General features: G+C 55.6%; 22 protein-coding genes. 14 read left to right on the top strand and 8 right to left on the bottom strand.

The window, feature by feature from the left end; genetic code table 11:
- The first annotated feature begins 9 nt into the window (after positions 1-9).
- The 6 genes from ileS to ACWKXX_RS15350 all read left to right on the top strand — a co-directional run bounded on the left by ileS (position 10) and on the right by ACWKXX_RS15350 (position 6,318).
- Positions 10-2,826, top strand: a complete 2,817-nt coding sequence (ileS, locus tag ACWKXX_RS15375) for an isoleucine--tRNA ligase (RefSeq protein WP_032670587.1) — start codon at positions 10-12, stop codon at positions 2,824-2,826.
- On the top strand, positions 2,826-3,326 hold the full coding sequence (lspA, locus tag ACWKXX_RS15370) for a signal peptidase II (protein WP_003856452.1): 501 nt from the start codon (positions 2,826-2,828) through the stop codon (positions 3,324-3,326). Before ileS ends, lspA begins: the two co-directional genes overlap by 1 nt.
- A gap of 116 nt (positions 3,327-3,442) precedes the next feature.
- Complete coding sequence (gene fkpB, locus ACWKXX_RS15365; protein WP_015572634.1) at positions 3,443-3,892, top strand: FKBP-type peptidyl-prolyl cis-trans isomerase; 450 nt, start codon at positions 3,443-3,445, stop codon at positions 3,890-3,892.
- Between the two features lies 1 nt (position 3,893).
- Positions 3,894-4,844, top strand: a complete 951-nt coding sequence (ispH, locus tag ACWKXX_RS15360; RefSeq protein ID WP_017383814.1) for a 4-hydroxy-3-methylbut-2-enyl diphosphate reductase — start codon at positions 3,894-3,896, stop codon at positions 4,842-4,844.
- A gap of 156 nt (positions 4,845-5,000) precedes the next feature.
- Positions 5,001-5,555: a glucose-6-phosphate isomerase family protein gene (locus ACWKXX_RS15355; protein ID WP_017383813.1), complete on the top strand. Its 555-nt coding sequence runs from the start codon at positions 5,001-5,003 to the stop codon at positions 5,553-5,555.
- Complete coding sequence (locus tag ACWKXX_RS15350) at positions 5,548-6,318, top strand: glucose-6-phosphate isomerase family protein (RefSeq protein WP_261666445.1); 771 nt, start codon at positions 5,548-5,550, stop codon at positions 6,316-6,318. Before ACWKXX_RS15355 ends, ACWKXX_RS15350 begins: the two co-directional genes overlap by 8 nt.
- Positions 6,319-6,345: 27 nt before the next feature.
- Here the strand turns inward: ACWKXX_RS15350 and ACWKXX_RS15345 are convergent, their stop codons facing one another.
- Genes ACWKXX_RS15345 through ACWKXX_RS15325 form a run of 5 tightly spaced genes read right to left on the bottom strand, consistent with a single transcriptional unit; the run spans position 6,346 to position 10,650 of the window.
- The gene (locus tag ACWKXX_RS15345; protein ID WP_015572637.1) at positions 6,346-7,164 is read right to left on the bottom strand and encodes a PTS system mannose/fructose/sorbose family transporter subunit IID; all 819 of its coding nucleotides are present in this window, start codon (positions 7,162-7,164) and stop codon (positions 6,346-6,348) included.
- Positions 7,164-7,961 carry a PTS mannose/fructose/sorbose/N-acetylgalactosamine transporter subunit IIC gene (locus ACWKXX_RS15340; RefSeq protein ID WP_261666444.1) on the bottom strand — a complete coding sequence of 266 codons (798 nt, stop codon included), beginning with the start codon at positions 7,959-7,961 and terminating at the stop codon, positions 7,164-7,166. The genes ACWKXX_RS15345 and ACWKXX_RS15340 overlap by 1 nt, the downstream gene beginning before the upstream one ends.
- Before the next feature lie 10 nt (positions 7,962-7,971).
- Positions 7,972-8,466 carry a PTS system mannose/fructose/N-acetylgalactosamine-transporter subunit IIB gene (locus tag ACWKXX_RS15335; RefSeq protein ID WP_015572639.1) on the bottom strand — a complete coding sequence of 165 codons (495 nt, stop codon included), beginning with the start codon at positions 8,464-8,466 and terminating at the stop codon, positions 7,972-7,974.
- 10 nt (positions 8,467-8,476) lie between these two features.
- A complete protein-coding gene (locus ACWKXX_RS15330; protein ID WP_032652539.1) occupies positions 8,477-8,905 on the bottom strand; it encodes a PTS sugar transporter subunit IIA in 429 nt (142 codons plus the stop codon).
- A 2-nt stretch (positions 8,906-8,907) separates the two neighbouring features.
- Entirely contained in the window at positions 8,908-10,650 is a 1,743-nt protein-coding gene (locus ACWKXX_RS15325; RefSeq protein ID WP_047737165.1) for a class I mannose-6-phosphate isomerase, read from the bottom strand.
- A 187-nt stretch (positions 10,651-10,837) separates the two neighbouring features.
- Between ACWKXX_RS15325 and ACWKXX_RS15320 the strand changes: the two genes are divergently transcribed.
- The 5 genes from ACWKXX_RS15320 (at position 10,838) to ACWKXX_RS15300 (ending at position 18,019) form a co-directional block, all read left to right on the top strand.
- A complete protein-coding gene (locus tag ACWKXX_RS15320; protein ID WP_015572642.1) occupies positions 10,838-11,845 on the top strand; it encodes a LacI family DNA-binding transcriptional regulator in 1,008 nt (335 codons plus the stop codon).
- A gap of 132 nt (positions 11,846-11,977) precedes the next feature.
- A complete protein-coding gene (gene dapB / locus ACWKXX_RS15315; RefSeq protein WP_062932377.1) occupies positions 11,978-12,799 on the top strand; it encodes a 4-hydroxy-tetrahydrodipicolinate reductase in 822 nt (273 codons plus the stop codon).
- A gap of 454 nt (positions 12,800-13,253) precedes the next feature.
- Positions 13,254-14,402: a glutamine-hydrolyzing carbamoyl-phosphate synthase small subunit gene (carA, locus tag ACWKXX_RS15310; protein WP_047051359.1), complete on the top strand. Its 1,149-nt coding sequence runs from the start codon at positions 13,254-13,256 to the stop codon at positions 14,400-14,402.
- Between the two features lie 18 nt (positions 14,403-14,420).
- Entirely contained in the window at positions 14,421-17,645 is a 3,225-nt protein-coding gene (gene carB / locus ACWKXX_RS15305) for a carbamoyl-phosphate synthase large subunit (protein ID WP_454540831.1), read from the top strand.
- Positions 17,646-17,785: 140 nt separating this feature from the next.
- Positions 17,786-18,019: a YgdI/YgdR family lipoprotein gene (locus ACWKXX_RS15300; RefSeq protein ID WP_003856439.1), complete on the top strand. Its 234-nt coding sequence runs from the start codon at positions 17,786-17,788 to the stop codon at positions 18,017-18,019.
- A gap of 48 nt (positions 18,020-18,067) precedes the next feature.
- Here ACWKXX_RS15300 and ACWKXX_RS15295 read toward each other — a convergent pair whose 3' ends face one another.
- Positions 18,068-21,007 (bottom strand): autotransporter family protein, encoded by a 2,940-nt coding sequence (locus tag ACWKXX_RS15295; protein ID WP_284329772.1) that lies wholly within the window; start codon positions 21,005-21,007, stop codon positions 18,068-18,070.
- 371 nt (positions 21,008-21,378) lie between these two features.
- On the opposite strand from ACWKXX_RS15295, the gene kefF reads away from it, so the two are divergent.
- The 3 genes from kefF to folA all read left to right on the top strand — a co-directional run bounded on the left by kefF (position 21,379) and on the right by folA (position 24,361).
- A complete protein-coding gene (kefF, locus tag ACWKXX_RS15290; protein WP_017383806.1) occupies positions 21,379-21,909 on the top strand; it encodes a glutathione-regulated potassium-efflux system oxidoreductase KefF in 531 nt (176 codons plus the stop codon).
- Positions 21,902-23,767, top strand: coding sequence for a glutathione-regulated potassium-efflux system protein KefC (gene kefC / locus ACWKXX_RS15285; protein ID WP_023295908.1), 1,866 nt, complete (start codon positions 21,902-21,904; stop codon positions 23,765-23,767). Before kefF ends, kefC begins: the two co-directional genes overlap by 8 nt.
- 114 nt (positions 23,768-23,881) lie before the next feature.
- Positions 23,882-24,361, top strand: a complete 480-nt coding sequence (gene folA / locus ACWKXX_RS15280) for a type 3 dihydrofolate reductase (protein ID WP_003856431.1) — start codon at positions 23,882-23,884, stop codon at positions 24,359-24,361.
- A gap of 39 nt (positions 24,362-24,400) precedes the next feature.
- On the opposite strand, the gene apaH is transcribed toward folA, so the two are convergent.
- Positions 24,401-25,249: a bis(5'-nucleosyl)-tetraphosphatase (symmetrical) ApaH gene (gene apaH / locus ACWKXX_RS15275; RefSeq protein ID WP_015572649.1), complete on the bottom strand. Its 849-nt coding sequence runs from the start codon at positions 25,247-25,249 to the stop codon at positions 24,401-24,403.
- A gap of 4 nt (positions 25,250-25,253) precedes the next feature.
- On the bottom strand, positions 25,254-25,631 hold the full coding sequence (gene apaG / locus ACWKXX_RS15270) for a Co2+/Mg2+ efflux protein ApaG (protein WP_003856425.1): 378 nt from the start codon (positions 25,629-25,631) through the stop codon (positions 25,254-25,256).
- Positions 25,632-25,634: the final 3 nt, after the last annotated feature.

Below are 25,634 nucleotides of genomic sequence, written 5' to 3'. Positions count from 1 at the left end.
GAGAATCTGATGAGTGACTATAAATCAACCCTGAATTTGCCGGAAACAGGGTTCCCGATGCGCGGCGATCTCGCCAAGCGTGAACCGGGAATGCTGGCGCGTTGGACCGATGATGACCTGTACGGCATCATTCGTGCAGCCAAAAAAGGCAAAAAAACCTTCATTCTGCATGATGGCCCTCCATATGCGAATGGCAGCATTCATATTGGTCACTCTGTAAACAAGATTCTGAAAGACATTATCGTGAAGTCCAAAGGACTCGCGGGATATGACTCGCCTTACGTTCCGGGCTGGGACTGCCATGGTCTGCCAATCGAGCTGAAAGTTGAGCAAGAGTACGGTAAGCCGGGTGAGAAGTTCACCGCCGCAGAATTCCGCGCGAAATGCCGCGAATACGCTGCCACCCAGGTTGACGGTCAGCGCGCTGACTTCATCCGTCTGGGCGTGCTGGGTGACTGGTCGCATCCGTACCTGACCATGGACTTCAAAACCGAAGCCAACATCATCCGAGCGCTGGGTAAAATCATCGGCAACGGTCACCTGCACAAAGGCGCGAAGCCGGTGCACTGGTGCGTCGACTGCCGCTCTGCGCTGGCAGAAGCGGAAGTGGAGTATTACGACAAAACCTCGCCTTCTATCGACGTGGCCTTCGAAGCGGTCGATCAGGATGCGATCAAAGCTAAATTTGGTCTGCCTGGCGTAAGCGGCCCGATCTCTCTGGTGATCTGGACCACCACCCCGTGGACGCTGCCTGCTAACCGCGCGATCTCCCTTTCTGGCGAGTTTGAGTATGCGCTGGTGCAGATTGATGGCCGTGCGGTTATCCTGGCGAAAGACCTGGTCGAAAGCGTGCTGAAACGCGCGAACATCACCGATTACACCGTGCTGGGCACCGTAAAAGGTGACGCGCTGGAACTGATGCGCTTCAAACACCCGTTCCTGGACTTCGACGTTCCGGCGATCCTGGGCGACCACGTCACGCTGGACGCGGGTACCGGTGCGGTGCATACCGCCGGTGGCCACGGTCCTGACGACTACAACATCAGCCTGAAATATGGTCTGGAAATCGCTAACCCGGTTGGTCCGGACGGCTCTTACCTGCCAGGCACGTACCCGGCGCTGGACGGCATCAACGTCTTTAAAGCTAACGACATCATCGTTGACATGCTGCGCACCAGCGGCGCGCTGCTGCACGTTGAGAAAATGCAGCACAGCTATCCGTGCTGCTGGCGTCACAAGACCCCGATCATCTTCCGTGCGACCCCGCAGTGGTTCATCAGCATGGATCAGAAAGGCCTGCGCGCCCAGTCTCTGAAAGAGATCAAAGGCGTGCAGTGGATCCCTGACTGGGGCCAGGCGCGTATCGAATCCATGGTGGCTAACCGTCCTGACTGGTGTATCTCCCGTCAGCGCACCTGGGGCGTGCCGATGTCTCTGTTCGTACATAAAGAGACGCAGGAGCTGCACCCGAACACTCTGGAACTGATGGAAGAAGTGGCGAAGCGCGTCGAAGTTGACGGCATTCAGGCGTGGTGGGATCTCGACGCCCGCGACATCCTGGGCGCTGACGCAGACAGCTACGAGAAAGTGCCGGATACCCTGGACGTGTGGTTCGATTCCGGGTCTACCCACTCCTCCGTGGTTGATGTGCGTCCGGAGTTTGCTGGTCACGCTGCCGATATGTATCTGGAAGGGTCTGACCAACACCGCGGCTGGTTCATGTCATCGCTGATGATCTCCACCGCCATGAAGGGTAAAGCACCTTACCGCCAGGTATTGACCCACGGCTTCACCGTGGATGGTCAGGGCCGTAAGATGTCCAAATCTATCGGTAACACCGTTTCTCCGCAGGACGTGATGAACAAACTGGGCGCGGACATTCTGCGTCTGTGGGTGGCCTCTACCGACTACACCGGCGAAATGGCGGTCTCTGATGAGATCCTGAAACGTGCTGCTGACAGCTATCGTCGTATTCGTAACACCGCGCGCTTCCTGCTGGCGAACCTGAACGGGTTCGATCCGGTGAAAGACATGGTGAAGCCGGAAGAGATGGTTGTGCTCGATCGCTGGGCGGTAGGCTGCGCGAAAGCGGCGCAGGAAGATATTCTTAAAGCCTATGAGTCTTACGACTTCCACGAAGTGGTGCAGCGCCTGATGCGCTTCTGCTCCATCGAGATGGGCTCGTTCTACCTCGACATCATCAAAGACCGCCAGTACACCGCGAAAGCGGACAGCGTGGCGCGTCGTAGCTGCCAGACTGCGCTGTTCCACATCGCAGAGGCGCTGGTACGCTGGATGGCGCCGATCATGTCCTTCACCGCGGATGAAATCTGGGGTTACCTGCCGGGTGACCGCGAGAAGTATGTCTTCACCGGCGAGTGGTACGAAGGTCTGTTCGACCTCTCCAGCACTGAAGCAATGAACGATGCCTACTGGGACGAGCTGCTGAAAGTGCGTGGCGAAGTGAATAAGGTTATCGAGCAGGCGCGCGCTGACAAGAAAGTCGGTGGCTCTCTGGAAGCGACCGTGACCCTCTACGCCGAACCGGAGCTGGCGGCCAAACTGACCGCGCTGGGCGATGAATTACGATTTGTCCTGTTGACCTCCGGTGCGAAAGTTGCGGATTATGCCGAAGCTACTGCTGATGCTCAGCAGAGTGAACTGCTCAAAGGACTGAAGGTCGCACTGAGCAAAGCCGACGGTGAGAAATGCCCGCGTTGCTGGCATTACACCACCGATGTTGGCCAGGTGGCGGAACACGCAGACATCTGCGGACGCTGTGTAAGCAACGTCGCCGGTGACGGCGAAAAACGTAAGTTTGCCTGATGAGTAAAACTCTCTGTTCAACAGGACTGCGCTGGCTGTGGCTGGTGGTGGTGGTGCTGATTATTGATTTGGGCAGCAAGTTCCTGATCCTCCAGAATTTCGCTCTGGGGGATACGGTCCCGCTGTTTCCGTCGCTTAACCTGCACTATGCCCGCAACTATGGTGCGGCGTTTAGTTTCCTTGCCGACAGCGGTGGCTGGCAGCGCTGGTTCTTCGCGGGTATCGCTATCGGTATCTGCGTCGTGCTGGCGGTGCTGATGTACCGCTCAAAGGCCACGCAAAAGCTGAATAACATCGCCTACGCGCTGATCATTGGCGGCGCGCTGGGTAACCTGTTTGACCGCCTGTGGCACGGCTTTGTGGTCGATATGATCGACTTTTACGTTGGCGACTGGCACTTCGCGACCTTTAACCTCGCCGATAGCGCAATATGCGTTGGTGCGGCGTTAATCGTGCTGGAAGGCTTCTTGCCTAAACCGGCCGCGAAAGAGCAGGCGTAACAAAACCAGCCGGGTGACGCGTAGCGATCCCGGCCTACAGAATTTGTGGCCCCCGTAGGCCCGGTAAGCGTAGCGCCACCGGGCAACAGGTGACCCAAAACAAGCGAGCAATTTGCATGTCTAAATCCGTACAGAGCAACAGCGCGGTTCTCGTTCATTTCACGCTGAAGCTGGATGACGGCTCCACGGCCGAATCCACCCGCAATAATGGCAAACCGGCGCTGTTTCGTCTGGGTGACACCTCCCTGTCTGAAGGCCTTGAGCAGCAGCTTCTGGGTCTGAAAGAGGGCGAGAAAAAAGCGTTTTCGCTGGAGCCGGATGCGGCATTTGGCGTGCCAAGCCCGGACCTGATCCAGTATTTCTCGCGTCGTGAGTTTATGGATGCGGGTGAACCAGAAATCGGGGCGATTATGCTCTTTACCGCTATGGACGGCAGCGAAATGCCTGGCGTGATCCGAGAAATCAACGGTGATTCTATCACCGTCGATTTCAACCATCCGCTTGCCGGGCGTACCGTTCATTTTGATGTCGAAGTGCTGGAGATCGATCCGGCACTGGAGGAGTAAAATGCAGATCCTGTTGGCTAACCCGCGCGGCTTCTGCGCCGGTGTAGACCGCGCTATCAGCATTGTTGAAAACGCGCTGGAGATTTACGGCGCGCCGATTTACGTGCGTCACGAAGTGGTGCACAACCGTTACGTGGTCGACAGCCTGCGCGAGCGCGGTGCGATTTTTATCGAGCAGATCAGCGAAGTGCCGGACGGCGCAATCCTCATCTTCTCCGCGCACGGCGTCTCTCAGGCGGTACGCAACGAGGCGAAAAGCCGCGATCTGACCGTATTCGATGCCACCTGTCCGTTAGTGACAAAAGTGCATATGGAAGTGGCGCGCGCCAGCCGTCGTGGTGAAGAGTCAATTCTGATTGGTCACGCCGGTCACCCGGAAGTTGAAGGCACCATGGGCCAGTACAGCAACCCGGAAGGGGGCATGTACCTGGTCGAATCACCGGAAGATGTGTTTACCCTGGACGTGAAAAACGAAGCCCGTCTGTCGTTTATGACCCAGACGACGCTTTCCGTAGACGACACCTCAGACGTGATTGACGCCCTGCGCCAGCGCTTCCCGAAAATCGTCGGGCCGCGCAAAGATGATATTTGTTATGCAACCACCAACCGTCAGGAAGCCGTGCGCGCGCTGGCTGAACAGGCGGACGTGGTGCTGGTGGTCGGCTCGAAAAACTCCTCTAACTCCAACCGTCTGGCCGAACTGGCGCAGCGTATGGGGAAAGCGGCGTTCCTGATCGACGACGCAACGGACATTCAGGAAGCGTGGGTGAAAAACGCGGCCTGCGTCGGTGTTACCGCAGGCGCTTCAGCGCCGGATATCCTGGTTCAAAACGTCATTGCCCGCCTGCAAGAGCTGGGCGGTGGCGAAGCGGTGCCGCTGGAAGGCCGTGAAGAGAACATTGTCTTCGAAGTGCCGAAAGAGCTGCGAATCGACGCCCGCGAAGTGGAATAATGTCCTCTCAATCTTCAAAATGCCGGTGGCGAAAGCCTCCGGCATTTTTGTTTCTGGTTAACTGTGATTCACCATCAATTTTGACGCTTTTTCCAGTAGGTTAATCGTTTAATCTGCCATCATGATATTGCTGTTCTCCTCGGGCCGGAGAGCGATATGAATTCAGACATCTTTTTGCCACCTCAGTTGACGTGGGCTACCGGCGCGCTAGCCGGCGGGCCGCTTATCCGCAAAACGACTCGTCTTGCGGATCTTCCCGGGATCTTCGCAGACGGCGAGGCGTGGAAGTGCGGCAATCCTCAAAAAAGCGTGTATGACGTAGACGTACTGGGCTCGCCCGTAGGGGAAGGGGCACTCTTCGTTGGGGTAACTCACCTGCGTGCGGGTAACGTGGGCGATGAGTTCTTTATGACTCGCGGTCATTTTCATCAGCGCCGCGAACAGGGGGAGGTCTATTTTGGCCTGCGCGGATGTGGCTTGTTGCTGCTGCAAACGGAGGCGGGCGACGCGCGGCTTGAGCAGGTGACGGCTGGCTCCGTGCATATTATTCCTCCTTTTACAGCGCATCGTTTGATTAACACTGGCAACGAGACGCTATCCTCCCTTGCCGTCTGGCCGAGCATTGCGGGACACGACTATGCGGCGCTGGCAGAGGGCTTCACCCTGCGGATCTTTGCCTCCGGGGAAGGTTACGAGGTGCGCCATGGCTAACTATGGCCTTGATATGACCATCACCCGTCAGCCGCTCGGTTTTTGCTACGGAGAGGATGTTACCGGGCCGATGCCGGAGATCAGAACACTGGATCAGATCCGCCCGTCGCTGCGCAATCCGGACTGCGAAGGGCCTGAACAGGTGTATGCCATCGCGATGGACGTGGCGCGTCTGGCGGACAGGCCGGAGCTCGAAAAACGCATGCTGCTTTTTGGTGTGGTCACCTACGCGGCAGGCACGCTTGGCGATGAGCCGGTCCGCAGCCAGGGTCATGTTCACCGCATTAGCCAGCACAGCGGATGGTCGCCCCCTGAGCTGTACGAAATCTGGCAGGGTAAAGCGATTATCTACATGCAGGAGTATGTGGACGAGGAGCCGGGACGCTGTTTTGCGGTACTCGCGGGGCCGGGTGAAAAGGTACTGGTCCCTCCCGGATGGGGCCATGCGACGATTTCGGCCTCGCCCAATGAGCCGCTGACGTTTGGTGCGTGGTGCGATCGGGAATATGGCTTTGAGTATGAGGCCGTTCGTGCACGAAAAGGTCTGGCCTGGTATCCCTTAGTTCAGGGTAATCATATTGTCTGGCAGCATAACTGTCACTACAGACCTGGGCGCTTGCAGATGATTACGCCGAGAAGTTATCCGGAATTCGGCATTACTGATGCGCCTGTTTATCAGCAGTTTATTGATGACCCCGCACGGTTCCAGTTTATTTCGCGTCCGGATAAAGTCGCAGAACTGTGGAATAACTTCCATCCATAAAGAAGCCGGGGCATTGCCCCGGTTTTCTTATCCTGCAAACAAACCGGACGCCACGCCAAGCGCTGCCAGTATAAGCAGCAATATCATGGCTTTTACCGGCGACACGCCGCGTTTTGCCATCAGATACCAGGTCCCCAGCACCACCGCCAGCGGAAGCAGCTGCGGGAAAATACCGTCCAGCATCTGCTGAACGTGAATGTTAACCCCGTCCCGGGTGATGAACTCCAGCCCGGTGCCGAGCTTCACGTAGCTGGCCGCCACGCCGCCCATGACAAATACGCCCAGTAGCGAGAGCGCTTCCCGTAGCCGGGTAGATTTGCTGCTGACCAGCATCTCCACGGAGCCTGATCCCATCTGGTAGCCTTTGAGAAACAGGAACCAGGAGCCAGGGATAATGATGGCCAGCCAGGCAACGGTATAAAACAGTGGACCGAGGATATTTCCGCCTGCCGCCAGCGCCATCCCAATGCTAAGCAGGATCGGGATCAGCATGCCGGGGATCATCGAATCGCCGATCCCGGCAATTGGCCCCATCAGGCCTACCTTCAGGGTATTTATGGTTTCACCGTCAATCGGCTCGCCGTTGGCTTTTTTCTCCTCCAGCCCCAGCGCCATACCGTTAACGATCGCGCCAATCTGTGGCTCCGTGTTGTAGAACGACGCGTGACGGCGCAGCATCTCGGTACGTTGTACCGGGTCGGGATAGAGCTTTTTTGCGACCGGCAGCATGCTCAGGCAAAAGCCGAAGGATTCAAGGCGTTCAAAGCTCATTGAGGAGAGGTTGTGCATCATCCACGCTCGCCAGCAGCGGCGCAGATCCTTGCGGGTGAGTTTACGTTCTTCCATCAGAATTCATCCTCGTCGTCAGGGACAGGTGCTGAAGCCACGGCCTGCGGTGCCTCGGGTTTATAGTTGTAATGAATCAGTGCCAGCAGGGCGCCCACGATCACCAGCGCGACCATATTGAGTTTCAGGAAAACGATGCAAACGAAGCCCACCAGAAAGTAGATGAGCATGGTATAGCTTTTGATGATCTGCTTAAGCAGGATGGCAATACCGACGGCGGGCAAGATGCCGCCCAGCACATTCATGGTGGAGAGGACGATGTGCGGCAGGCTGTCCATAAACCCGCTAATGTACTGTGCGCCAAAAAAGACGGCGATAAAGGTAGGCACAAAGCGCAGCACAAAATTCATCGCCTGCGGCCAGATGGCGCTGTTGAGGTAGACCCCGCGCTCGTCGCCGTTCTCCAGCGCCACATCCGCACGATGGTTCCAGAAGGAGTTCAGCACCATCATCGCATTGAAGAGAATGGTTCCGGCGATCCCAATAGTCGCCGCCAGCGCGACGGCAACCTCAGGGCCTTTGCCGGAAAGTATTCCCAGCGCAATGGCCGGATAAGCCACAAAGTTTAAATCTGCTGGCATCGAGCCGCCGGGTGTCACCATTGCGATATACACCGCCTGCACCGCTACGCCAATCATAATCCCGGTTTTGATATCGCCCAGGATCAGGCCAACCAGCATCCCGGAAATGAGCGGTCGGGAGATGAGATACCAGCCGCCCGTCAGCCCTAAAAGCCACGGACTACTGAGTGCGCCCAGATAACACAGCAGGCCAATTAAAGCCGCTTCGATAATCATGATCTGCTCCTTATTTCAGCTTTTGTCTGGCATCCTGCCAGGTATAAAAACTGGCATCGGGAACCAGGCGGAATTCAATCGCGTGTCCCTGCCCGGTCAGCCACTCGAACGCTGCCGCTTCATCCTGGGTTACCGATTGATTCGGGCCGATGGTGATCGTGTTAGCCCGGGCGCTCATCGGGCCCACGTTAATTTTTCCGTTGCTGTTTTTCAGGCTAATGCCCGCCTGCTCAATGCGCTGTAGCGTGAGTGGAGATTTGCCAATCACGAAATAGCGCTTTTCGCTGGCAATCACTTTTGGCAGTTTTTCGATCGCGGTTGCCGTATCGAACAGCCACACTTTAGTGTCTGATACGGCTCCTTTCATGACCGACGATAACAGCGGATCGGCCGCAACGGCATCGTCAATGGCAACGATGCCGTCGCAGGGCAGCTCCCTGGCCCAGCGTGTAATGAGCTGCCCGTGGATCACGCGATCGTCAATGCGTACAAAAGAAATACTCATATGCGGCTCCTTAAAAATCGTCTGTCTGTGCAGTATCTGCCGGTTTCGCCTGTACCAGCGTCGGCAGAGTAAGTTCGATAAGCTGCCCGGCAGCCTGATGAACATCGCGAGCCATCATCACCTCATCGGTTTGCAGCAGCATCGGGAAGTTGACTCCAGCCACCACGGCGACCGGCGGCTGCGTATGTGGGTTAAACGCGGCCTCACAGGCCACGTTCCACGGCGTGCCGCTTTGCATGTCGCACAGCACCAGCACGCCGTCAGCGTTGACGCTTGCCGCTTCCAGTGTGGAGATGAAATCCTGCCGGAAGCCCTCTATTCCCGCCTGTTCGGTCAGACAAATGGCGTGTATGCCGGGGAGCTCGCCGTATACCATCCGGCCGCTCTCCAGCAGCGCGGCGGCTAACGGCCCATGAGTGGCGACAATAAAATGAATCATCGTTAGCTCCTTACCCAGGCTTTGATAGTCGCGAGGGGGTGTCCGGAAGCACGGGCTGAAGGTGAAATGCGATAGTCACCTACGCTTGCCGGAATGATGAAGGTTTCGGCGTAATGGACGGTAAACGGCTCAAATGCACCGGTTGGGCTGTCGACAATTGCTTCGTCGCCCTCTACCAGATTCAGCACGTTCACGCCGCCGCCGGTGTGGTGCAAAACGGGTTCGCTAAACCAGTGGCGGCGGGTTTCGATAAATTCACGCTCGTGCAGGCCAGTACGCTCTTCACGCCAGCCGTTTCCTTCCGCGACAGGTTCGAACTGATTCACCAGATGCTGATGTACCCACCGCGTGTCGCGCTGCCAGTCGATCACCTTTTCACCGTGCTCCAGGTGTACCGGGCGCGGCAGCCCGTCCAGGCCCAGGCGGCCCCAGTCCCACAGTTTGAAGGTGAAAATATACGGCGTAGCGCTGATCTCCAGCACCATGGTTCCCGCGCCGGAGCAGTGCACCGTCCCAGCCGGGATCAGGAAATGGTCGTGCTTTTTTGCCGGGATCTGATTAACGAAGCGGTCGTCATCAAACGGTTTTTCACCGCGACCCGCGCGCCTGAGATCGTCCATCATGGCCTCAGGGTCTGTGCCGGTTTTGGTCCCCAGATAGACGACGGCACCCGGCTCCGCTTCCAGAATGTAATAACTCTCATCCTGGGTATAGTGCATCCCAAACTGCTGCTGGATGTACTCGGTAATGGGGTGGACCTGGAAGCTCAGATTCTGGCCACCCATGGTGTCGAGGAAGTCAAAACGGATCGGGAATTCCGCGCCGAAACGTGCGTGAACTTTCTCGCCCAGCAGAGCACGGGGCTCAAGCAAAACCAGATCCTGAGAGGGGATCTCGATCCGCACTGCGCCAAAACGCAGTAACAGGCTGTTCTCCTCGGGCACGCAGTCAAAACACCACGCGTAATTGGGTGCAGAGGGATCGAGATCGAATTGCTGTTTCATCCACTGGCCGCCCCAGACGCCAGGATCGAAAAAGGGCGCCACGCGGAAAGGCTGGGTGGTAGTTTGCTTCAGCCCGGCTCGCAGGGCCTCGCCGCTGACCATCGCGGGCTGGTTCGTCTGGGTTGTATCCAGTAAAAAATCGGTGCGCCTGAGCAGCGGTGTTTTGTGGCGATCGAAGACGCGCCATTCGACAAAAAAGGCGCGCTTGTAGCGACGAAGCATATCTTCCTGCTGATTATCTGCGCCCCAGTTCCCAGTCTCACCCCGGCGCATACGCTGCTGGATCTCCCAGCGCGGCAGATCGGCATACACCAGCACATCACCCGGATGGACAAGCGTCGCACCGGGACCGTAGATCACAATCAGCCCCCCAGAACACTGGCTCACCCGAACCTGCAACGCCTCCAGACGCGCGGGATCGAAAAACTCTCCAAGCTGGTGGCAGGAGAGAACGCCAAAGACGCGATCGTCTGTGAGGTTGCGTGCAAGCATCTCATGAATGGCACACTCATCCCGTCGCGCCTGTTCAGCATTGATCGCCAGCGTCGGGCGTAGACGCGGCAGCACGTTTTCTTCAAGCTCGGTCATGCGCACGCCCGGATAGCAGTCAATCACCAGCACCGTGCGGCTGCGCTGTTGGGTTTTTGACTCAAGAACGCGGGTTATTGCTTCCCAGCCTTGCCAGGCGCTGTCATCAAAACCCTGTATCGCCACCGTGGGGAATTTGTCGTAGGTTGTCATTGTATCCTCCGTAATCGTTATTTAAGGTTATTCGATTAACCGTATTTGAGAAGAGTGGTTAACGCGATTAACCCGCCATAAATGCGAATCGAATCCAGAACAACAGCGGTAATGTGAAGAGTCTCACAGGGAAAAATGCAAAAAACAGGTTATTCGATTAACCTGTAGTGATGATGAAGGAGACAACATGACGGGAATTACACTGGCCGATGTCGCGAAACGCGCCGGCGTGTCAACGGCGACGGTCTCGATGGTGCTCTGCAACAAAGGCCGCATTTCGCAAAGCACGCGCGAACGTGTGCTTAAGGCGCTGGATGAATCCGGCTATGTCTATAACCAGACGGCAGCCAATTTACGTAACCGCAGCAGTAACCAGGTCGGGCTGCTCTTGCACGATATCACCAACCCTTTTTACAGCGAGATGACGGCAGGGCTAAGTCATGAAATGGAGCGCCACGAGCTGATGCTTTTTCTGGCGAATAGCGAGGAATCGGCAGAGCGACAGCAAAAATTTGTTGATTCACTGATGCGTAATAACGTCGGCGGTATGGTGCTGTGTGCGGCTCGGGAAACGCCCCAAGCCTTTTTTGAGGGTCTGAAGCGGCGCAATATTCCGGCTATCATGGTTGTGCGCCCGCTGAACGATCCGGATTTTGATTTTGTCGGAACGGATAACTTCTTAGGCACGCAGATGGCGACGGAGCATCTGCTCAGAATGGGCCATCGGCACATTGCGTTCATTGGAGGGAGCCAGAATTCGGGCTCTCGGGCGCAGCGTATCGGGGGCTTTACCAGCAAGCTGCTGGAGTACGGCGTGACGCCGAATCCTGCCTGGATCAGAACCTCTCACGCCAGCCAAAGCGACGGCGCGCGCGTGGCAGAGGCGTTACTTCTCGAGCATCCACACATCAGTGCGGCAATTTGCTATCAGGATGTTGTGGCGCTGGGGGTGATGCAAAGCTTACGCAAGATGGGCCGTGAGCCGGGACGTGATTTTGCGCTGGTCGGTTTCGATGATATTACCGAAGCGGCTCTGGTGCAGCCCGCATTGACCACCGTATCGGTGGCGGCGAAAGAGATTGGTCGTAAGGCAGGGGAGTTACTTTACAGCCGCATACAGGGCAACGACGAACCCGCCAAACGAATCATTCTGCCGCCTGCGCTGGTGGTGCGGGAATCATGCGGTTTTCGCTGACGATCATGTCTTTCACTGATATCTCACCCTGTTTATCATTAAATTCTAATTATCGGCGTTTTCTGTGGCAGCCTGTGCAAAGGCTGGTTAATCTGAAAACGGTTTACATCATTTTAACGTAAGAGAATAACTATGCATGATGCACAGATCCGCGTTGCTATTGCGGGCGCGGGTGGACGTATGGGCCGCCAGCTGATTCAGGCGGCACTACAGATGGATGGCGTGGCACTCGGCGCGGCGCTGGAGCGTGAAGGTTCATCCCTGCTGGGAGCCGATGCAGGCGAGCTGGCGGGCGCGGGCAAGACAGGCGTCACCGTGCAGAGCAGCCTTGAGGCGGTGAAAGAAGACTTTGACGTGTTCATCGACTTTACCCGTCCGGAAGGCACGCTGGCTCATCTGGCGTTTTGCCGTCAGCACGGTAAAGGGATGGTGATTGGTACCACTGGTTTCGATGATGCCGGTAAACAGGCCATTCAGGACGCGTCCACTGAGATTGCGATTGTCTTCGCTGCGAACTTTAGCGTCGGCGTTAACGTCATGCTGAAACTGCTGGAAAAGGCAGCGAAGGTGATGGGCAACTATACCGACATTGAGATTGTTGAAGCACACCACCGCCATAAAGTTGATGCTCCATCAGGCACGGCGCTGGCGATGGGCGAAGCGATTGCTCATGCACTTGATAAAGATTTAAAAGAGTGCGCGGTCTATACCCGTGAAGGACATACCGGCGAACGCGTGCCCGGGACAATTGGTTTCGCAACCGTTCGTGCAGGCGATATCGTCGGCGAACATACGGCGATGTTCGCCGATATTGGCGAACGTGTTGAGATCACCCATAAAGCGTCAAGCCGCATGACGTTTGCGAATGGTGCAGTACGTGCCGCCTTGTGGCTTAACGCGAAGGAAAAGGGTCTTTTTGATATGCGAGATGTGCTTGATCTCAATAATTTGTAAGCGATATTACCCATCGTGATGTGGTTATTGCAGTCGTAATTCCTTGATTGCATAGGGCAATAATTTATTGCCCTCTTATTTTATCCGTTTTAGATAAAAAATAACGCTTAGGCGGCATAAAGCTTACTGTTGTGCCATTTTTCTGTGAAATATATGTAAATTTTGACCATCTGGTCCACTTTTTGTCGCCCACCTCCCTAAAATTCTAACAAACCTGCCGCGCAAGCGTTTTCCGGAATGATTTACCTCATCTTTTTGCCCATTAAAACCCATTCCAGACGCCAGGCTTGCAAAAGAATATACAAAACTCCCGTTTTAAGTTGACTTTTACATAGCAAATCCCCAGAATGCCGCCGTTTGCCAAAAATCCGCTGGCAACACATTTGCATTGATCCATGACATGGTTATGAATTAATATGCAAATAAAGTGAGTGAATATTCTCTGGAGGGTGTTTTGATTAAGTCAGCGCTATTGGTTCTGGAAGACGGAACCCAGTTTATCGGTCGGGCCATAGGGGCAACGGGTTCGGCGGTTGGGGAAGTCGTTTTCAATACTTCAATGACCGGTTATCAAGAAATCCTCACTGATCCTTCCTATTCTCGCCAAATCGTTACTCTTACTTATCCTCATATCGGCAATGTCGGCACCAATGCGGCTGACGAAGAATCCTCTCAGGTACATGCGCAAGGCCTGGTCATTCGCGACCTGCCGCTGATTGCCAGCAACTTCCGCAACACCGAAGACCTCTCTTCTTACCTGAAGCGCCATAACATTGTGGCGATTGCCGATATCGATACCCGTAAGCTGACGCGTCTGCTGCGCGAGAAGGGTGCACAAAACGGTTGTATCATCGCAGGGGATAACCTTGATGCGACGCTGGCGCTGGAAAAAGCGAAAGCCTTCCCGGGACTGAACGGTATGGACCTGGCGAAAGAAGTGACCACCGCTGAAGCCTACAGCTGGACGCAGGGAAGCTGGACGCTGGAAGGCGACCTGCCGGAAGCGAAACCGGAAAGCGAGCTGCCGTTCCACGTGGTGGCCTACGATTTTGGCGCCAAGCGCAACATCCTGCGTATGCTGGTTGACCGTGGCTGCCGCCTGACGGTCGTCCCGGCACAAACGTCTGCGGAAGATGTTCTGAAGATGAACCCGGACGGCATCTTCCTCTCTAACGGTCCTGGCGACCCGGCGCCGTGCGACTACGCTATCGACGCCATCAAGGCCTTCCTGGAAACCGATATCCCGGTATTCGGCATCTGTCTCGGCCATCAGCTGCTGGCGCTGGCGAGCGGAGCGAACACCGTCAAGATGAAGTTCGGCCACCACGGTGGTAACCACCCGGTGAAAGATATCGACAACAACACGGTGATGATCACCGCGCAGAACCACGGCTTCGCTGTGGATGAAGCGACGATGCCGGCTAACCTGCGCGTGACGCACAAATCACTGTTCGATGGCACCTTGCAGGGTATCCATCGCACCGATAAGCCTGCGTTCAGCTTCCAGGGGCACCCTGAAGCCAGCCCGGGCCCACACGATGCCGCACCGCTGTTCGATCACTTCATCGAACTTATCGAGCAATACCGTAAGACCGCTAAATAATCAGGAGCTGAGAAGACCATGCCAAAACGTACAGACATAAAAAGCATCCTGATCCTTGGCGCTGGCCCGATTGTCATCGGCCAGGCCTGTGAATTTGACTACTCCGGCGCGCAGGCGTGTAAAGCCCTGCGTGAAGAAGGTTACCGCGTCATCCTGGTGAACTCTAACCCGGCCACCATCATGACCGACCCGGAAATGGCGGATGCGACCTACATCGAGCCGATTCACTGGGAAGTGGTACGCAAAATTATCGAGAAAGAGCGTCCGGACGCGGTGCTGCCGACCATGGGCGGCCAGACGGCGCTGAACTGCGCGCTGGAGCTGGAGCGTCAGGGCGTGCTGGAAGAGTTTGGCGTGACCATGATCGGGGCGACCGCCGACGCGATTGATAAAGCAGAAGACCGTCGCCGCTTCGACGTGGCCATGAAGAAAATCGGCCTCGACACCGCGCGTTCCGGTATCGCGCACAACATGGAAGAAGCGCTGGCCGTTGCGGCAGAAGTGGGCTACCCGTGCATCATCCGTCCATCGTTCACCATGGGCGGCACCGGCGGCGGTATCGCCTACAACCGCGAAGAGTTTGAAGAGATTTGCGAACGCGGTCTGGATCTCTCTCCCACCAAAGAGCTGCTGATTGATGAATCGCTGATTGGCTGGAAAGAGTACGAGATGGAAGTGGTGCGTGATAAAAACGACAACTGCATCATCGTCTGCTCCATCGAAAACTTCGACGCGATGGGGATCCACACCGGCGACTCCATCACCGTTGCGCCAGCTCAGACGCTGACCGACAAAGAGTACCAAATCATGCGTAACGCCTCGATGGCGGTACTGCGTGAAATCGGCGTGGAAACCGGCGGCTCTAACGTGCAGTTCTCGGTGAACCCGAAAACCGGCCGTCTGATTGTTATCGAAATGAACCCGCGCGTGTCCCGTTCCTCCGCGCTGGCCTCCAAAGCCACCGGCTTCCCGATTGCGAAAGTGGCGGCGAAACTGGCGGTGGGTTATACCCTCGACGAGCTGATGAACGACATCACCGGTGGCCGCACCCCTGCGTCCTTCGAACCGTCCATCGACTACGTTGTGACAAAAATTCCTCGCTTTAACTTCGAGAAATTCGCCGGCGCCAACGACCGTCTGACCACCCAGATGAAATCCGTTGGTGAAGTCATGGCGATTGGCCGCACGCAGCAGGAATCCCTGCAAAAAGCGCTGCGCGGCCTGGAAGTGGGCGCGACCGGCTTTGACCCGAAAGTCAGCCTGGACGACCCGGAAGCACTGACCAAAATCCGCCGCGAGCTGAAAGACGCGGGCGCAGAGCGTATCTGGTACATCGCCGATGCCTTCCGCGCGGGCCTGTCCGTCGACGGCGTATTTAACCTGACTAACATTGACCGCTGGTTCCTGGTGCAGATTGAAGAGCTGGTGCGTCTGGAAGAGAAAGTGGCGGAGCTGGGCATCAACGGCCTGGACGCAGACTTCCTGCGCATGCTGAAGCGTAAAGGCTTCGCCGATGCGCGTCTGGCTAAGCTGGCGGGCGTGCGTGAAGCGGAAATCCGCAAGCTGCGCGACCAGTATGACCTGCACCCGGTTTACAAGCGCGTGGACACCTGTGCGGCAGAGTTCTCGACCGATACCGCGTACATGTACTCCACCTATGAAGACGAGTGCGAAGCGAACCCGTCCGTCGACCGCGACAAGATTATGGTGCTGGGCGGCGGTCCAAACCGTATCGGCCAGGGCATCGAGTTTGACTACTGCTGCGTACACGCCTCACTGGCGCTGCGTGAAGACGGTTACGAGACCATCATGGTCAACTGTAACCCGGAAACCGTTTCGACCGACTACGATACCTCCGACCGCCTCTACTTCGAGCCGGTTACCCTGGAAGACGTGCTGGAAATCGTGCGCATCGAGAAGCCAAAAGGCGTGATCGTGCAGTACGGCGGCCAGACTCCGCTGAAGCTGGCGCGCGCGCTGGAAGCAGCAGGCGTACCGGTTATCGGCACCAGCCCGGACGCGATTGACCGTGCGGAAGACCGCGAACGTTTCCAGCAGGCGGTTGACCGTCTCAAGCTGAAACAGCCGGCGAACGCCACCGTTACCGCCATTGAGATGGCCGTTGAGAAAGCGAAAGAGATCGGCTACCCGCTGGTGGTGCGTCCTTCCTATGTACTGGGCGGTCGCGCGATGGAAATCGTCTACGACGAAGCGGACCTGCGTCGCTACTTCCAGACGGCGGTGAGCGTTTCCAACGATGCGCCAGTGCTGCTCGACCGCTTCCTCGACGACGCGGTTGAAGTCGACGTGGATGCCATCTGCGACGGCGAAATGGTGCTGATTGGCGGCATCATGGAGCACATCGAGCAGGCGGGCGTGCACTCCGGTGACTCCGCCTGTTCTCTGCCAGCGTACACCCTGAGCCAGGAGATTCAGGACGTGATGCGCCAGCAGGTGCAGAAGCTGGCCTTCGAGCTTCAGGTTCGCGGCCTGATGAACGTTCAGTTCGCGGTAAAAGACAACGAAGTCTATCTGATTGAAGTCAACCCGCGTGCGGCGCGTACCGTACCGTTCGTCTCCAAAGCGACCGGTATTCCGCTGGCGAAAGTGGCGGCGCGCGTGATGGCTGGCCAGACGCTGTCTCAGCAGGGCGTCACGAAAGAAATTATCCCGCCGTACTACTCAGTGAAAGAGGTGGTGCTGCCGTTCAACAAATTCCCGGGCGTTGACCCGCTGTTAGGGCCAGAGATGCGCTCTACCGGGGAAGTGATGGGCGTGGGCCGTACCTTCGCCGAAGCGTTTGCCAAAGCGCAGCTGGGCAGTAGCTCCACCATGAGAAAATCAGGCCGTGCGCTGCTCTCCGTTCGCGAAGGCGATAAAGAGCGCGTGGTTGACCTGGCCGCCAAGCTGCTGAAACAGGGCTTCGAGCTGGACGCCACTCACGGTACGGCGATTGTGCTGGGTGAAGCGGGTATCAACCCGCGACTGGTGAACAAAGTGCATGAAGGTCGTCCGCACATTCAGGACCGCATTAAGAATGGCGAGTACACCTACATCATTAACACCACCGCAGGTCGCCAGGCGATTGAAGACTCCAAGCTGATTCGCCGCAGCGCGCTCCAGTACAAAGTGCATTACGACACCACCCTGAACGGCGGTTTCGCGACGGCCATGGCGCTGAATGCGGATGCCACCGAGAAGGTGATTTCGGTGCAGGAAATGCACGCTCAGATTAGCAAGTAACACACATTGCCCGGTGCCATCCGGTTACCGGGCAATTTTCCCATCTTAAGAACCTTCTGGTTTTTCATCCGCTTTCAGTCAGTTAGCCTAAAATAGTTAGGTCGATAACGAAAATTCAACTGAGAGCAAGGGAAAACACCATGCAAAATAAACTACTGATCGCTTCCGTTCTGGCTGCCACTGCAATGTTCACCGTGGCGGGCTGTTCGTCCAATCAGGCCGTAAAAACCACCGATGGCAAAACGATTGTTACTGACGGGAAACCGCAGGTGGATGACGATACCGGTCTGGTATCGTACAAAAACGCCGAAACCGGTCAAACTGAACAGATTAACCGTGACCAGGTTAAATCAATGGGCGAGCTGGATAACTAAAAAAAAGCAGTGGCACATGCCACTGCTTTTTTGCTTCAGGATGATCGATTACCAGCGATGGTTTAACAAAATATGACCGCCGTAGGCGGCATAGCTGTTTTCACCCCACTCGCCGCTGGCACGCAGGGAGATCGTCGTGGTTTCGTTCAGGTTGCCGGTTAAGCCCAACTCTAACTGACCACGATCTTCCGGCGTATCGTTGCTGACGGTCTCGTCGTTGAATGCCAGATCGTTTTGACCAGCACCTTTCAACCAGTTAACCGCAACGTACGGCTGCCAGGCCTTGACGTCCTTCTGCTGGAAGTAGCTAGCTTTAACGCCGAGACGACCAAAGACGCTGTCATTGTCCAGGGTAGTGACGCGTACGCCGTCGCGATCGGTATGATTTTCCTGATCGAGATAGCTGTAGATCACCTGCGCCTGCGGCTCGATCTTCCAGGTGCGTTCATTTTCAGACTGGATTATCCACGCGTGGCCGACTTCAACAGACGCGGCGAAACCTTCACTATCGTAGTCTTCATCGTTGCGATTGCTGGTGACGTTGTTGTTGTACCAGCTATAAGCGGCCCAGGTATCAACGTAGCTGCCCAGACGTAATTTCTGATCTTCCTGCCAGGTGGCGTACAGCCCAACATTGAAGCCATCAACCTTACCCTGTGCGTCACGTACGTTGTGCTTTGCATCAGAGTGGGTCTTCGCCTGGCCTGCACCGAACATCCCGCCAGCACGCAGGATGCCGTTATCCATTGGCTTGCTCATGAAATCGCTGCCGACTTGCAGTACGGTGGTGGTGGTGTCGTAGCTGACTTTATCGCCACCCGCATCGTTCTCGTGATAGCGACCCTTAACGTACATCCAGGTGTTCAGGTCGTCTTCATTGCGGAAGGTGATCTGGTCGCGATCGTCACGCTTATGCAGGAACATGCCCTGTGCGGCAAGGTAGTTACCTAAGTAAGCACCCACTTCAGGTGCCATGACTTCCGGCGTATTACTACCGCCGTTGTCAGTGTTGCCGCCATTATCGGTGCTGCCGCCGTTGTCGGTGTTGCCACCATCATCGGTGTTGCCGCCGTTGTCGGTGCTGCCGCCGTTGTCGGTGTTGCCGCCGTTATCGGTGTTGCCACCATCATCGGTATTACCACCATCATCGGTATTACCGCCATCATCAGTATTGCCACCGTCATCGGTGTCATCGGAAGGCTCATCAGAAGGCGTCGCCTTTGATTCCAGATACCAGTTGCCGTCACTGTGCTGGTAGAGGCTATATTCCCAGGCGCCTGCAACGACCGGTTTTGCCAGCGTCAGTTGGGCTTCGGAACTGCCGCCGATGCTGACAATTTCCATACCGTTAATGGTTTGCGCGCCTGCGCCGCCAATGTTGGTGATGCTGATGCCGGACTGACCGAAGCTGCTGCCCGTAATAGTGAGGTGATCAGTTGGTGAATTATCTTCACCCAGGGTGCTGTTCATCACGATCTGGCTACCGTCAGAGCCGGTGTAGTCGCCATTAATCGTAAAATTATTGCCAACGCTATTATTAGCCGCACTGAGTAACAGCGTGCCGCCATTAGTCACGTTGCCGTTGATGGTATCGACGCCGGAAGCGCTGAGCGTGGAGTTACCCTGGACTGCATTCCACGCCGCCAGCGTACCGCCGCTAAGAACCGCGATGTTGTTGTTCACTTCGCCTGCGGTGGCAAAGGTCGCGCCATTTTCAACGGTAACGGTGGCGTTACTGCCCTTGACGCCGAGCGTTGCGCCAGTGGAGACCAGCGTGGTGCCGCCGTGCAGAACCGTATCCCCTGTATAGCTATTTTTGCCCGTCAGGGTCAGGGTGTTGGAATCAACTTTTTCGACGTTACCGCTACCGGTCATGTCGGTGGCGAAAGTGAAATCGCTTCCCTGGTTAAAAATGACGGTACCGTTGTTGGTGAGCCCACCGCTGAGGGTCGCGGTTTTTTCGCCATCGCCCAGTTGCAACGAAGCATCTTTGGCCACCCGTGTATTACCGGTATTCGATACCGCGCCTGACAGGGTTAACGCGCCCGTGTCTATCAGCAAGGAATCGCCAGAGCCAATAATATCGAGATCGCCCGACAGCGCCCAATTTTCGCCCATCATTTTTATACTGGCAAAACCGTCGCCTTCGTTCAGACCCACAAAGTTACTGTCTTCCGTACCGGTGCCGATCAGGGTGAGAGTGTTTCCCGTGGAATTGGTGGAAATAACGTCACCGATAAGAGTGGAACCCGTATCAAGCACCAGGGTGTTATTTTTATTGCTGGCAAACATAACAGCGGCTGTATCACCACTAATCGTTCCGCTATTCGTGATATCTACTTTTGCATTATTCGTTACATTAAAACCGTATTGCGCACCCTGCACGTTACCAGTATTTATGACCTTAGTGTTACCCTCGCTCAGAGCGATTCCATCATTCGCTGTACCAGTGATCGTACCCGCATTATTAATGGCAACGCCTGCAAGTGCGTTCAGGCCAGTTTTACCTTTAATAACTCCGGTTGTGCTATTTGAAATACTTACAGCCGATGAGTTTTCACTAACGAATATACCATCCTCAAAAGCGGTTATATTCCCACGGTTGCTAATTTCACCTTGCATTGATTCAATACTAATAGCTGTAGCCGATTTCGATGTGATGGCGGCACCTTCCTCGTTATTCACCACAACACGTTGCGCGGCAGTATTTATATCCAGGCCAGTTTCCCTACCGGAAATATTCCCTTCGTTAGTGATATTATTGATAGTAAACCCAGTGACAGATACCGCCGCTTCACTATCTGCGGAAGATATCGTCACGTCTTTATTAATAACATATTCAGCATCGGCTGAGAAATCTTGAGGAACAGAAGTTGATTGGTCAATCGTTGCAGAAAACGCAACCGCAGGGGTGCATATCAACAAGGCAGGAAATATCTTTCCCAGAGTTTTGGTTGTATTATTTAATTGGGAGGGTTTGTTGCTCATGTACACATCCATTTGAGTGAGAAGGAATATTCGACACGTGTGTGAAACGTATATCGACCGCCTAAATAATGAGCTCAAAACAAAGAGCGTAAAATTATTATTTTTTCAATGGGTTATGTACAGACTGTTTTATTAAAGAATGACTTAAGGTCCTCTAAAAATATCTGTTGGCAATATGAGTTGTTACTATTATTTTGCGGCATGAATTTGTCGTACGCGTCGTTTTCTTTCTTTAGCGCCGTAATCGCTGTTAAGGTGGTGATGATTGCCAATACTTGCGATTTACTTTGAAGCGTAAGATGACCCCTTTAAGTCGGGGTGGTAACTGTCTACACTCATTGCTACAAGAAAAGTAAAAGACGGGCATATACATGATTCTGATAATTTATGCGCACCCCTATCCGCAGCACTCTCATGCGAATAAGCGGATGCTTGAGCAGGCAAGGACGCTCGAAAACGTAGAGATACGTTCCCTCTATCAACTCTACCCTGATTTTAATATCGATGTCGCCGCCGAACAGGAGGCGCTCTCCCGTGCCGATCTGATCGTCTGGCAGCATCCGATGCAGTGGTACAGCACGCCTCCGCTGCTGAAATTGTGGATCGACAAAGTTTTCTCCCACGGTTGGGCATATGGACACAACGGCAACGCGCTTCAGGGCAAAAGCCTGATGTGGGCTGTTACCACCGGCGGGGGGGAAAGCCACTTTGAGATTGGCGCCTTCCCCGGATTTGACGTGCTGGCGCAGCCGCTCCAGGCTACTGCCCTTTACTGCGGTCTGAACTGGCTTCCGCCTTTTGCGATGCACTGTACCTTTGTCTGCGACGATGAAACCTTGCAGGCGCAGGCTCGTCACTACAAACAACGTTTACTTGAGTGGCAGGAGACGCACAATGGATAGCCATACGCTGATACAGGCGCTGATTTACCTCGGCGCGGCGGCATTAATTGTGCCCGTGGCGGTTCGTCTGGGGCTGGGCTCGGTGCTCGGCTATCTGATTGCCGGGTGTGTGATTGGCCCCTGGGGCTTTCGGCTGGTGACGGATGCCGAGTCGATCCTGCATTTTGCGGAGATCGGCGTGGTGCTGATGCTGTTTGTGATTGGTCTGGAGCTGGATCCGCAGCGGCTGTGGAAACTGCGCGCCTCGGTGTTTGGCGGAGGCGCCCTGCAAATGCTGGCCTGCGGTCTGCTGTTGGGCGGGTTCTGCATTCTGCTGGGGATGGAGTGGAAAGTCGCAGAGCTGATCGGCATGACGCTGGCGCTCTCCTCGACGGCGATTGCCATGCAGGCAATGAACGAGCGTAATCTGACGGTGTCGCAAATGGGGCGCAGCACCTTCTCCGTACTGTTGTTCCAGGATATTGCCGCCATCCCGCTGGTGGCGATGATCCCGCTGCTGGCAGCCAGCGGCGCATCAACGACGCTGGGAGCATTTGCCTTATCAGCGCTGAAGGTTGCCGGTGCGCTGGCGCTGGTTGTTCTGCTTGGTCGCTACGTAACGCGTCCGCTGCTGCGCTTTGTTGCTCGCTCTGGCCTGCGCGAAGTATTCAGCGCCGTTGCGTTATTCCTGGTGTTTGGTTTTGGATTGCTGCTGGAAGAGGCCGGGCTGTCGATGGCAATGGGCGCCTTCCTCGCGGGGGTCTTACTGGCAAGCTCCGAATACCGTCACGCGCTGGAAAGCGATATCGAGCCGTTTAAAGGATTGCTGCTGGGGCTGTTTTTCATCGGCGTCGGGATGTCTATCGACTTCGGGACGCTGGTAACCCATCCGCTGCGCATCATCATTCTGCTGGTGGGTTTCCTGGTCATTAAAATGGCGATGCTGTGGCTGATTGCCCGCCCGTTAAATGTGCCAAAACCGCAACGCCGCTGGTTTGCCGTGCTGCTGGGGCAGGGGAGTGAGTTTGCTTTCGTTGTCTTTGGCGCAGCGCAGATGGCAAATGTACTTGATCCGGAATGGGCAAAAGCGCTGACGCTGGCGGTTGCGCTGTCGATGGCCGCAACGCCGATCCTGCTGGTGCTGCTGACGCGTCTGGAGAAAACGGGAAGCGAACAGGAGCGAGAAGCCGATGAGATCGACGAGGAGCAGCCGCGGGTGATCATCGCCGGATTTGGCCGCTTCGGGCAGATTACTGGCCGTTTACTGCTCTCCAGCGGTGTCAAAATGGTCATTCTCGATCACGATCCTGACCATGTCGATACGCTGCGTAAATTCGATATGAAAGTGTTTTACGGTGATGCGACCCGCGTCGATCTGCTGGAATCCGCCGGGGCGGCGAAAGCCGAGGTGTTGATTAATGCCATTGACGATCCAGAGACCAGTATGCAGATGGTTGAGCTGGTCAAAGAGCATTTTCCGCATCTGACCATTATCTCCCGTGCGCGCGATGTGGATCACTACATCCAGCTGCGTCAGGCGGGTGTGGCAGCCCCTGAACGTGAAACCTTCGAAGGGGCGCTCAAATCTGGCCGCATGGCGCTGGAAAGCCTGGGGCTTGGCGCGTATGAGGCACGTGAGCGTGCCGATCTGTTCCGCCGTTTTAATCATGAGATGGTGGAAGAGATGGTGGCGATGGCGAGCAGTACGGCAACCGAACGCGCTGCGGTGTTTAAACGCACCAGCACCATGCTGACGGAGATCATCAACGAGGATCGTAATCATCTGTCGCTGGTTCAGCGCCACGGCTGGCAAGGAACGGAAGAGGGCAAGCATACTGGTGATCCTGCGGATGAACCGGAGAGTAAACCCTCTGCGTGAAGTGGAGTTGCCAGCAATATTAAAAAATTTCTAATTCTTTACCCTGCCGCCAGTCGACGAAAGATTAAGCTTTCCGTATAGTGGCGGCAATTTTTTGCATCCGGGAAATTTTCAATGATCAGTCTGATTGCAGCGCTGGCGGTAGACCGCGTTATCGGCATGGAAAACGCCATGCCGTGGAACCTGCCTGCCGATCTCGCATGGTTTAAACGTACTACGTTAAACAAGCCGGTAGTGATGGGCCGCCTGACCTGGGAGTCGATTGGTCGTCCGCTGCCGGGTCGTAAGAATATTGTGATCAGTAGCCAGCCGGGCACTGACGATCGCGTTCAGTGGGTTAAGTCCGTAGATGAAGCCATTGCCGCCTGCGGCGATGCCGAAGAGATCATGGTGATCGGCGGGGGGCGTGTGTATGAGCAGTTCCTGCCAAAAGCGCAGAAACTGTATCTGACGCACATTGATGCGGAAGTGGAAGGGGATACCCATTTCCCGGATTACGATCCGGACGAGTGGGAGTCCGTATTCAGTGAGTTTCACGATGCGGATGCGCAGAACTCACACAGCTACTGCTTCGAAATTCTGGAACGTCGTTAACGGTTTTATCCTCTCCCCGAAGGGAGAGGATAAATATCTTCAGGAGGCGACTGCCTCACCCTCGCCTAAGTCCAGCTGTCGGTTGGATGGCTGCACAAAGTAAGTTTTATCTTCCCAGCGTAAGCAGGTTAAATCCCCGCCCCAGCAGCATCCGGTATCCAGCGCATAGATATTTTCCGGGGTGCCTTTTCCTTCCAGCGATGCCCAGTGTCCAAATACCACACTGTATTCGTTTGTCACGGGGCCCGGAATCGCAAACCATGGCTTAAGCGGCGCAGGGGCATTTTCAGGCGTATCTTTGCAATACATATCCAGTTGCCCGTTCGGGAAGCAGTAGCGCATCCGCGTAAAAGCATTGGTGATAAAACGCAGTCGCGCCAGGCCGCTGAGGTCATCACTCCAGTTATTCGGCATGTCGCCATACATCGCATCCAGGAAGAACGGATAGGAGTCGCTCGCCAGCACCGCTTCGGCGTCGCGCGCGCAGGTTTTTGCCGTCTCAAGATCCCACTGAGGCGTGATGCCGGCATGCGCCATCACCAGCTTTTTCTCTTCGTCAATCTGTAGCAGCGGCTGGCGACGCAGCCAGTTGAGCAACTCATCGGCATCCGGTGCTTCCAGCAGGGGGGTAATGCGATCTTTCGGCTTATTACGGCTGATCCCGGCGTATACGGCCAGCAGATGCAGATCGTGGTTGCCCAGCACCATGCGCACGCTGTCACCCAGCGATTTGACATAGCGGAGGACGTCCAGGGAACCGGGACCGCGCGCCACTAAGTCGCCCGTCAGCCAGAGCGTGTCCTGCCCGGGGGTGAAGTCGACCTGTTTTAATAATGCGATCAGTTCATCGTAGCAACCGTGAACGTCGCCAATCAGATATGTAGACATTAGATTAATGAATAAGTGTAGGTACGGCGAGACGGAATACGGGAATAGCAATGCGGAAAGCATTGCCGTCGGCATCGACCATTTCATAATGGCCCTGCATGGTACCCAGCGGCGTTTCAATTACCGCGCCGCTGGTGTACTGATACTCTTCGCCAGGGGCGATATGGGGTTGTTCACCGACCACGCCTTCGCCCTGGACTTCAATTTCACGGCCATTGCCGTTGGTGATAAGCCAGTAGCGCCCGAGCAGTTGCACAGGCATCCGCCCCAGATTGCGAATGGTTACGGTATAAGCAAAGACAAAACGTTCTTCATCCGGTGTGGATTGGGACTCAATGTAGACGCTTTGAACCTGAACACAGACGCGGGGCGAATCAATCATGGC

The organism is Enterobacter sp. UPMP2061 (genome assembly GCF_053709615.1).
Note: the sequence above shows the minus strand (reverse complement) of the source record. Positions and strands in the feature narration are given on the sequence as shown.

What these genes read in the sequence shown, in the direction of transcription:
- ACWKXX_RS15335 (WP_015572639.1), bottom strand. Translation starts at nt 8,466, where the DNA reads ATGAGTATTTCTTTTGTACGCATTGACGATCGCGTGATCCACGGGCAG.
- ACWKXX_RS15300 (WP_003856439.1), top strand. Translation starts at nt 17,786, where the DNA reads ATGCAAAATAAACTACTGATCGCTTCCGTTCTGGCTGCCACTGCAATG.
- ACWKXX_RS15325 (WP_047737165.1), bottom strand. Translation starts at nt 10,650, where the DNA reads ATGACAACCTACGACAAATTCCCCACGGTGGCGATACAGGGTTTTGAT.
- folA (WP_003856431.1), top strand. Translation starts at nt 23,882, where the DNA reads ATGATCAGTCTGATTGCAGCGCTGGCGGTAGACCGCGTTATCGGCATG.
- fkpB (WP_015572634.1), top strand. Translation starts at nt 3,443, where the DNA reads ATGTCTAAATCCGTACAGAGCAACAGCGCGGTTCTCGTTCATTTCACG.
- ACWKXX_RS15340 (WP_261666444.1), bottom strand. Translation starts at nt 7,961, where the DNA reads ATGATTATCGAAGCGGCTTTAATTGGCCTGCTGTGTTATCTGGGCGCA.
- ACWKXX_RS15355 (WP_017383813.1), top strand. Translation starts at nt 5,001, where the DNA reads ATGAATTCAGACATCTTTTTGCCACCTCAGTTGACGTGGGCTACCGGC.
- dapB (WP_062932377.1), top strand. Translation starts at nt 11,978, where the DNA reads ATGCATGATGCACAGATCCGCGTTGCTATTGCGGGCGCGGGTGGACGT.
- apaG (WP_003856425.1), bottom strand. Translation starts at nt 25,631, where the DNA reads ATGATTGATTCGCCCCGCGTCTGTGTTCAGGTTCAAAGCGTCTACATT.
- ACWKXX_RS15350 (WP_261666445.1), top strand. Translation starts at nt 5,548, where the DNA reads ATGGCTAACTATGGCCTTGATATGACCATCACCCGTCAGCCGCTCGGT.
- ispH (WP_017383814.1), top strand. Translation starts at nt 3,894, where the DNA reads ATGCAGATCCTGTTGGCTAACCCGCGCGGCTTCTGCGCCGGTGTAGAC.
- lspA (WP_003856452.1), top strand. Translation starts at nt 2,826, where the DNA reads ATGAGTAAAACTCTCTGTTCAACAGGACTGCGCTGGCTGTGGCTGGTG.
- ACWKXX_RS15330 (WP_032652539.1), bottom strand. Translation starts at nt 8,905, where the DNA reads ATGATTCATTTTATTGTCGCCACTCATGGGCCGTTAGCCGCCGCGCTG.
- ACWKXX_RS15345 (WP_015572637.1), bottom strand. Translation starts at nt 7,164, where the DNA reads ATGGAAGAACGTAAACTCACCCGCAAGGATCTGCGCCGCTGCTGGCGA.
- kefF (WP_017383806.1), top strand. Translation starts at nt 21,379, where the DNA reads ATGATTCTGATAATTTATGCGCACCCCTATCCGCAGCACTCTCATGCG.
- kefC (WP_023295908.1), top strand. Translation starts at nt 21,902, where the DNA reads ATGGATAGCCATACGCTGATACAGGCGCTGATTTACCTCGGCGCGGCG.
- carB (WP_454540831.1), top strand. Translation starts at nt 14,421, where the DNA reads ATGCCAAAACGTACAGACATAAAAAGCATCCTGATCCTTGGCGCTGGC.
- apaH (WP_015572649.1), bottom strand. Translation starts at nt 25,249, where the DNA reads ATGTCTACATATCTGATTGGCGACGTTCACGGTTGCTACGATGAACTG.
- ACWKXX_RS15320 (WP_015572642.1), top strand. Translation starts at nt 10,838, where the DNA reads ATGACGGGAATTACACTGGCCGATGTCGCGAAACGCGCCGGCGTGTCA.
- ileS (WP_032670587.1), top strand. Translation starts at nt 10, where the DNA reads ATGAGTGACTATAAATCAACCCTGAATTTGCCGGAAACAGGGTTCCCG.
- ACWKXX_RS15295 (WP_284329772.1), bottom strand. Translation starts at nt 21,007, where the DNA reads ATGAGCAACAAACCCTCCCAATTAAATAATACAACCAAAACTCTGGGA.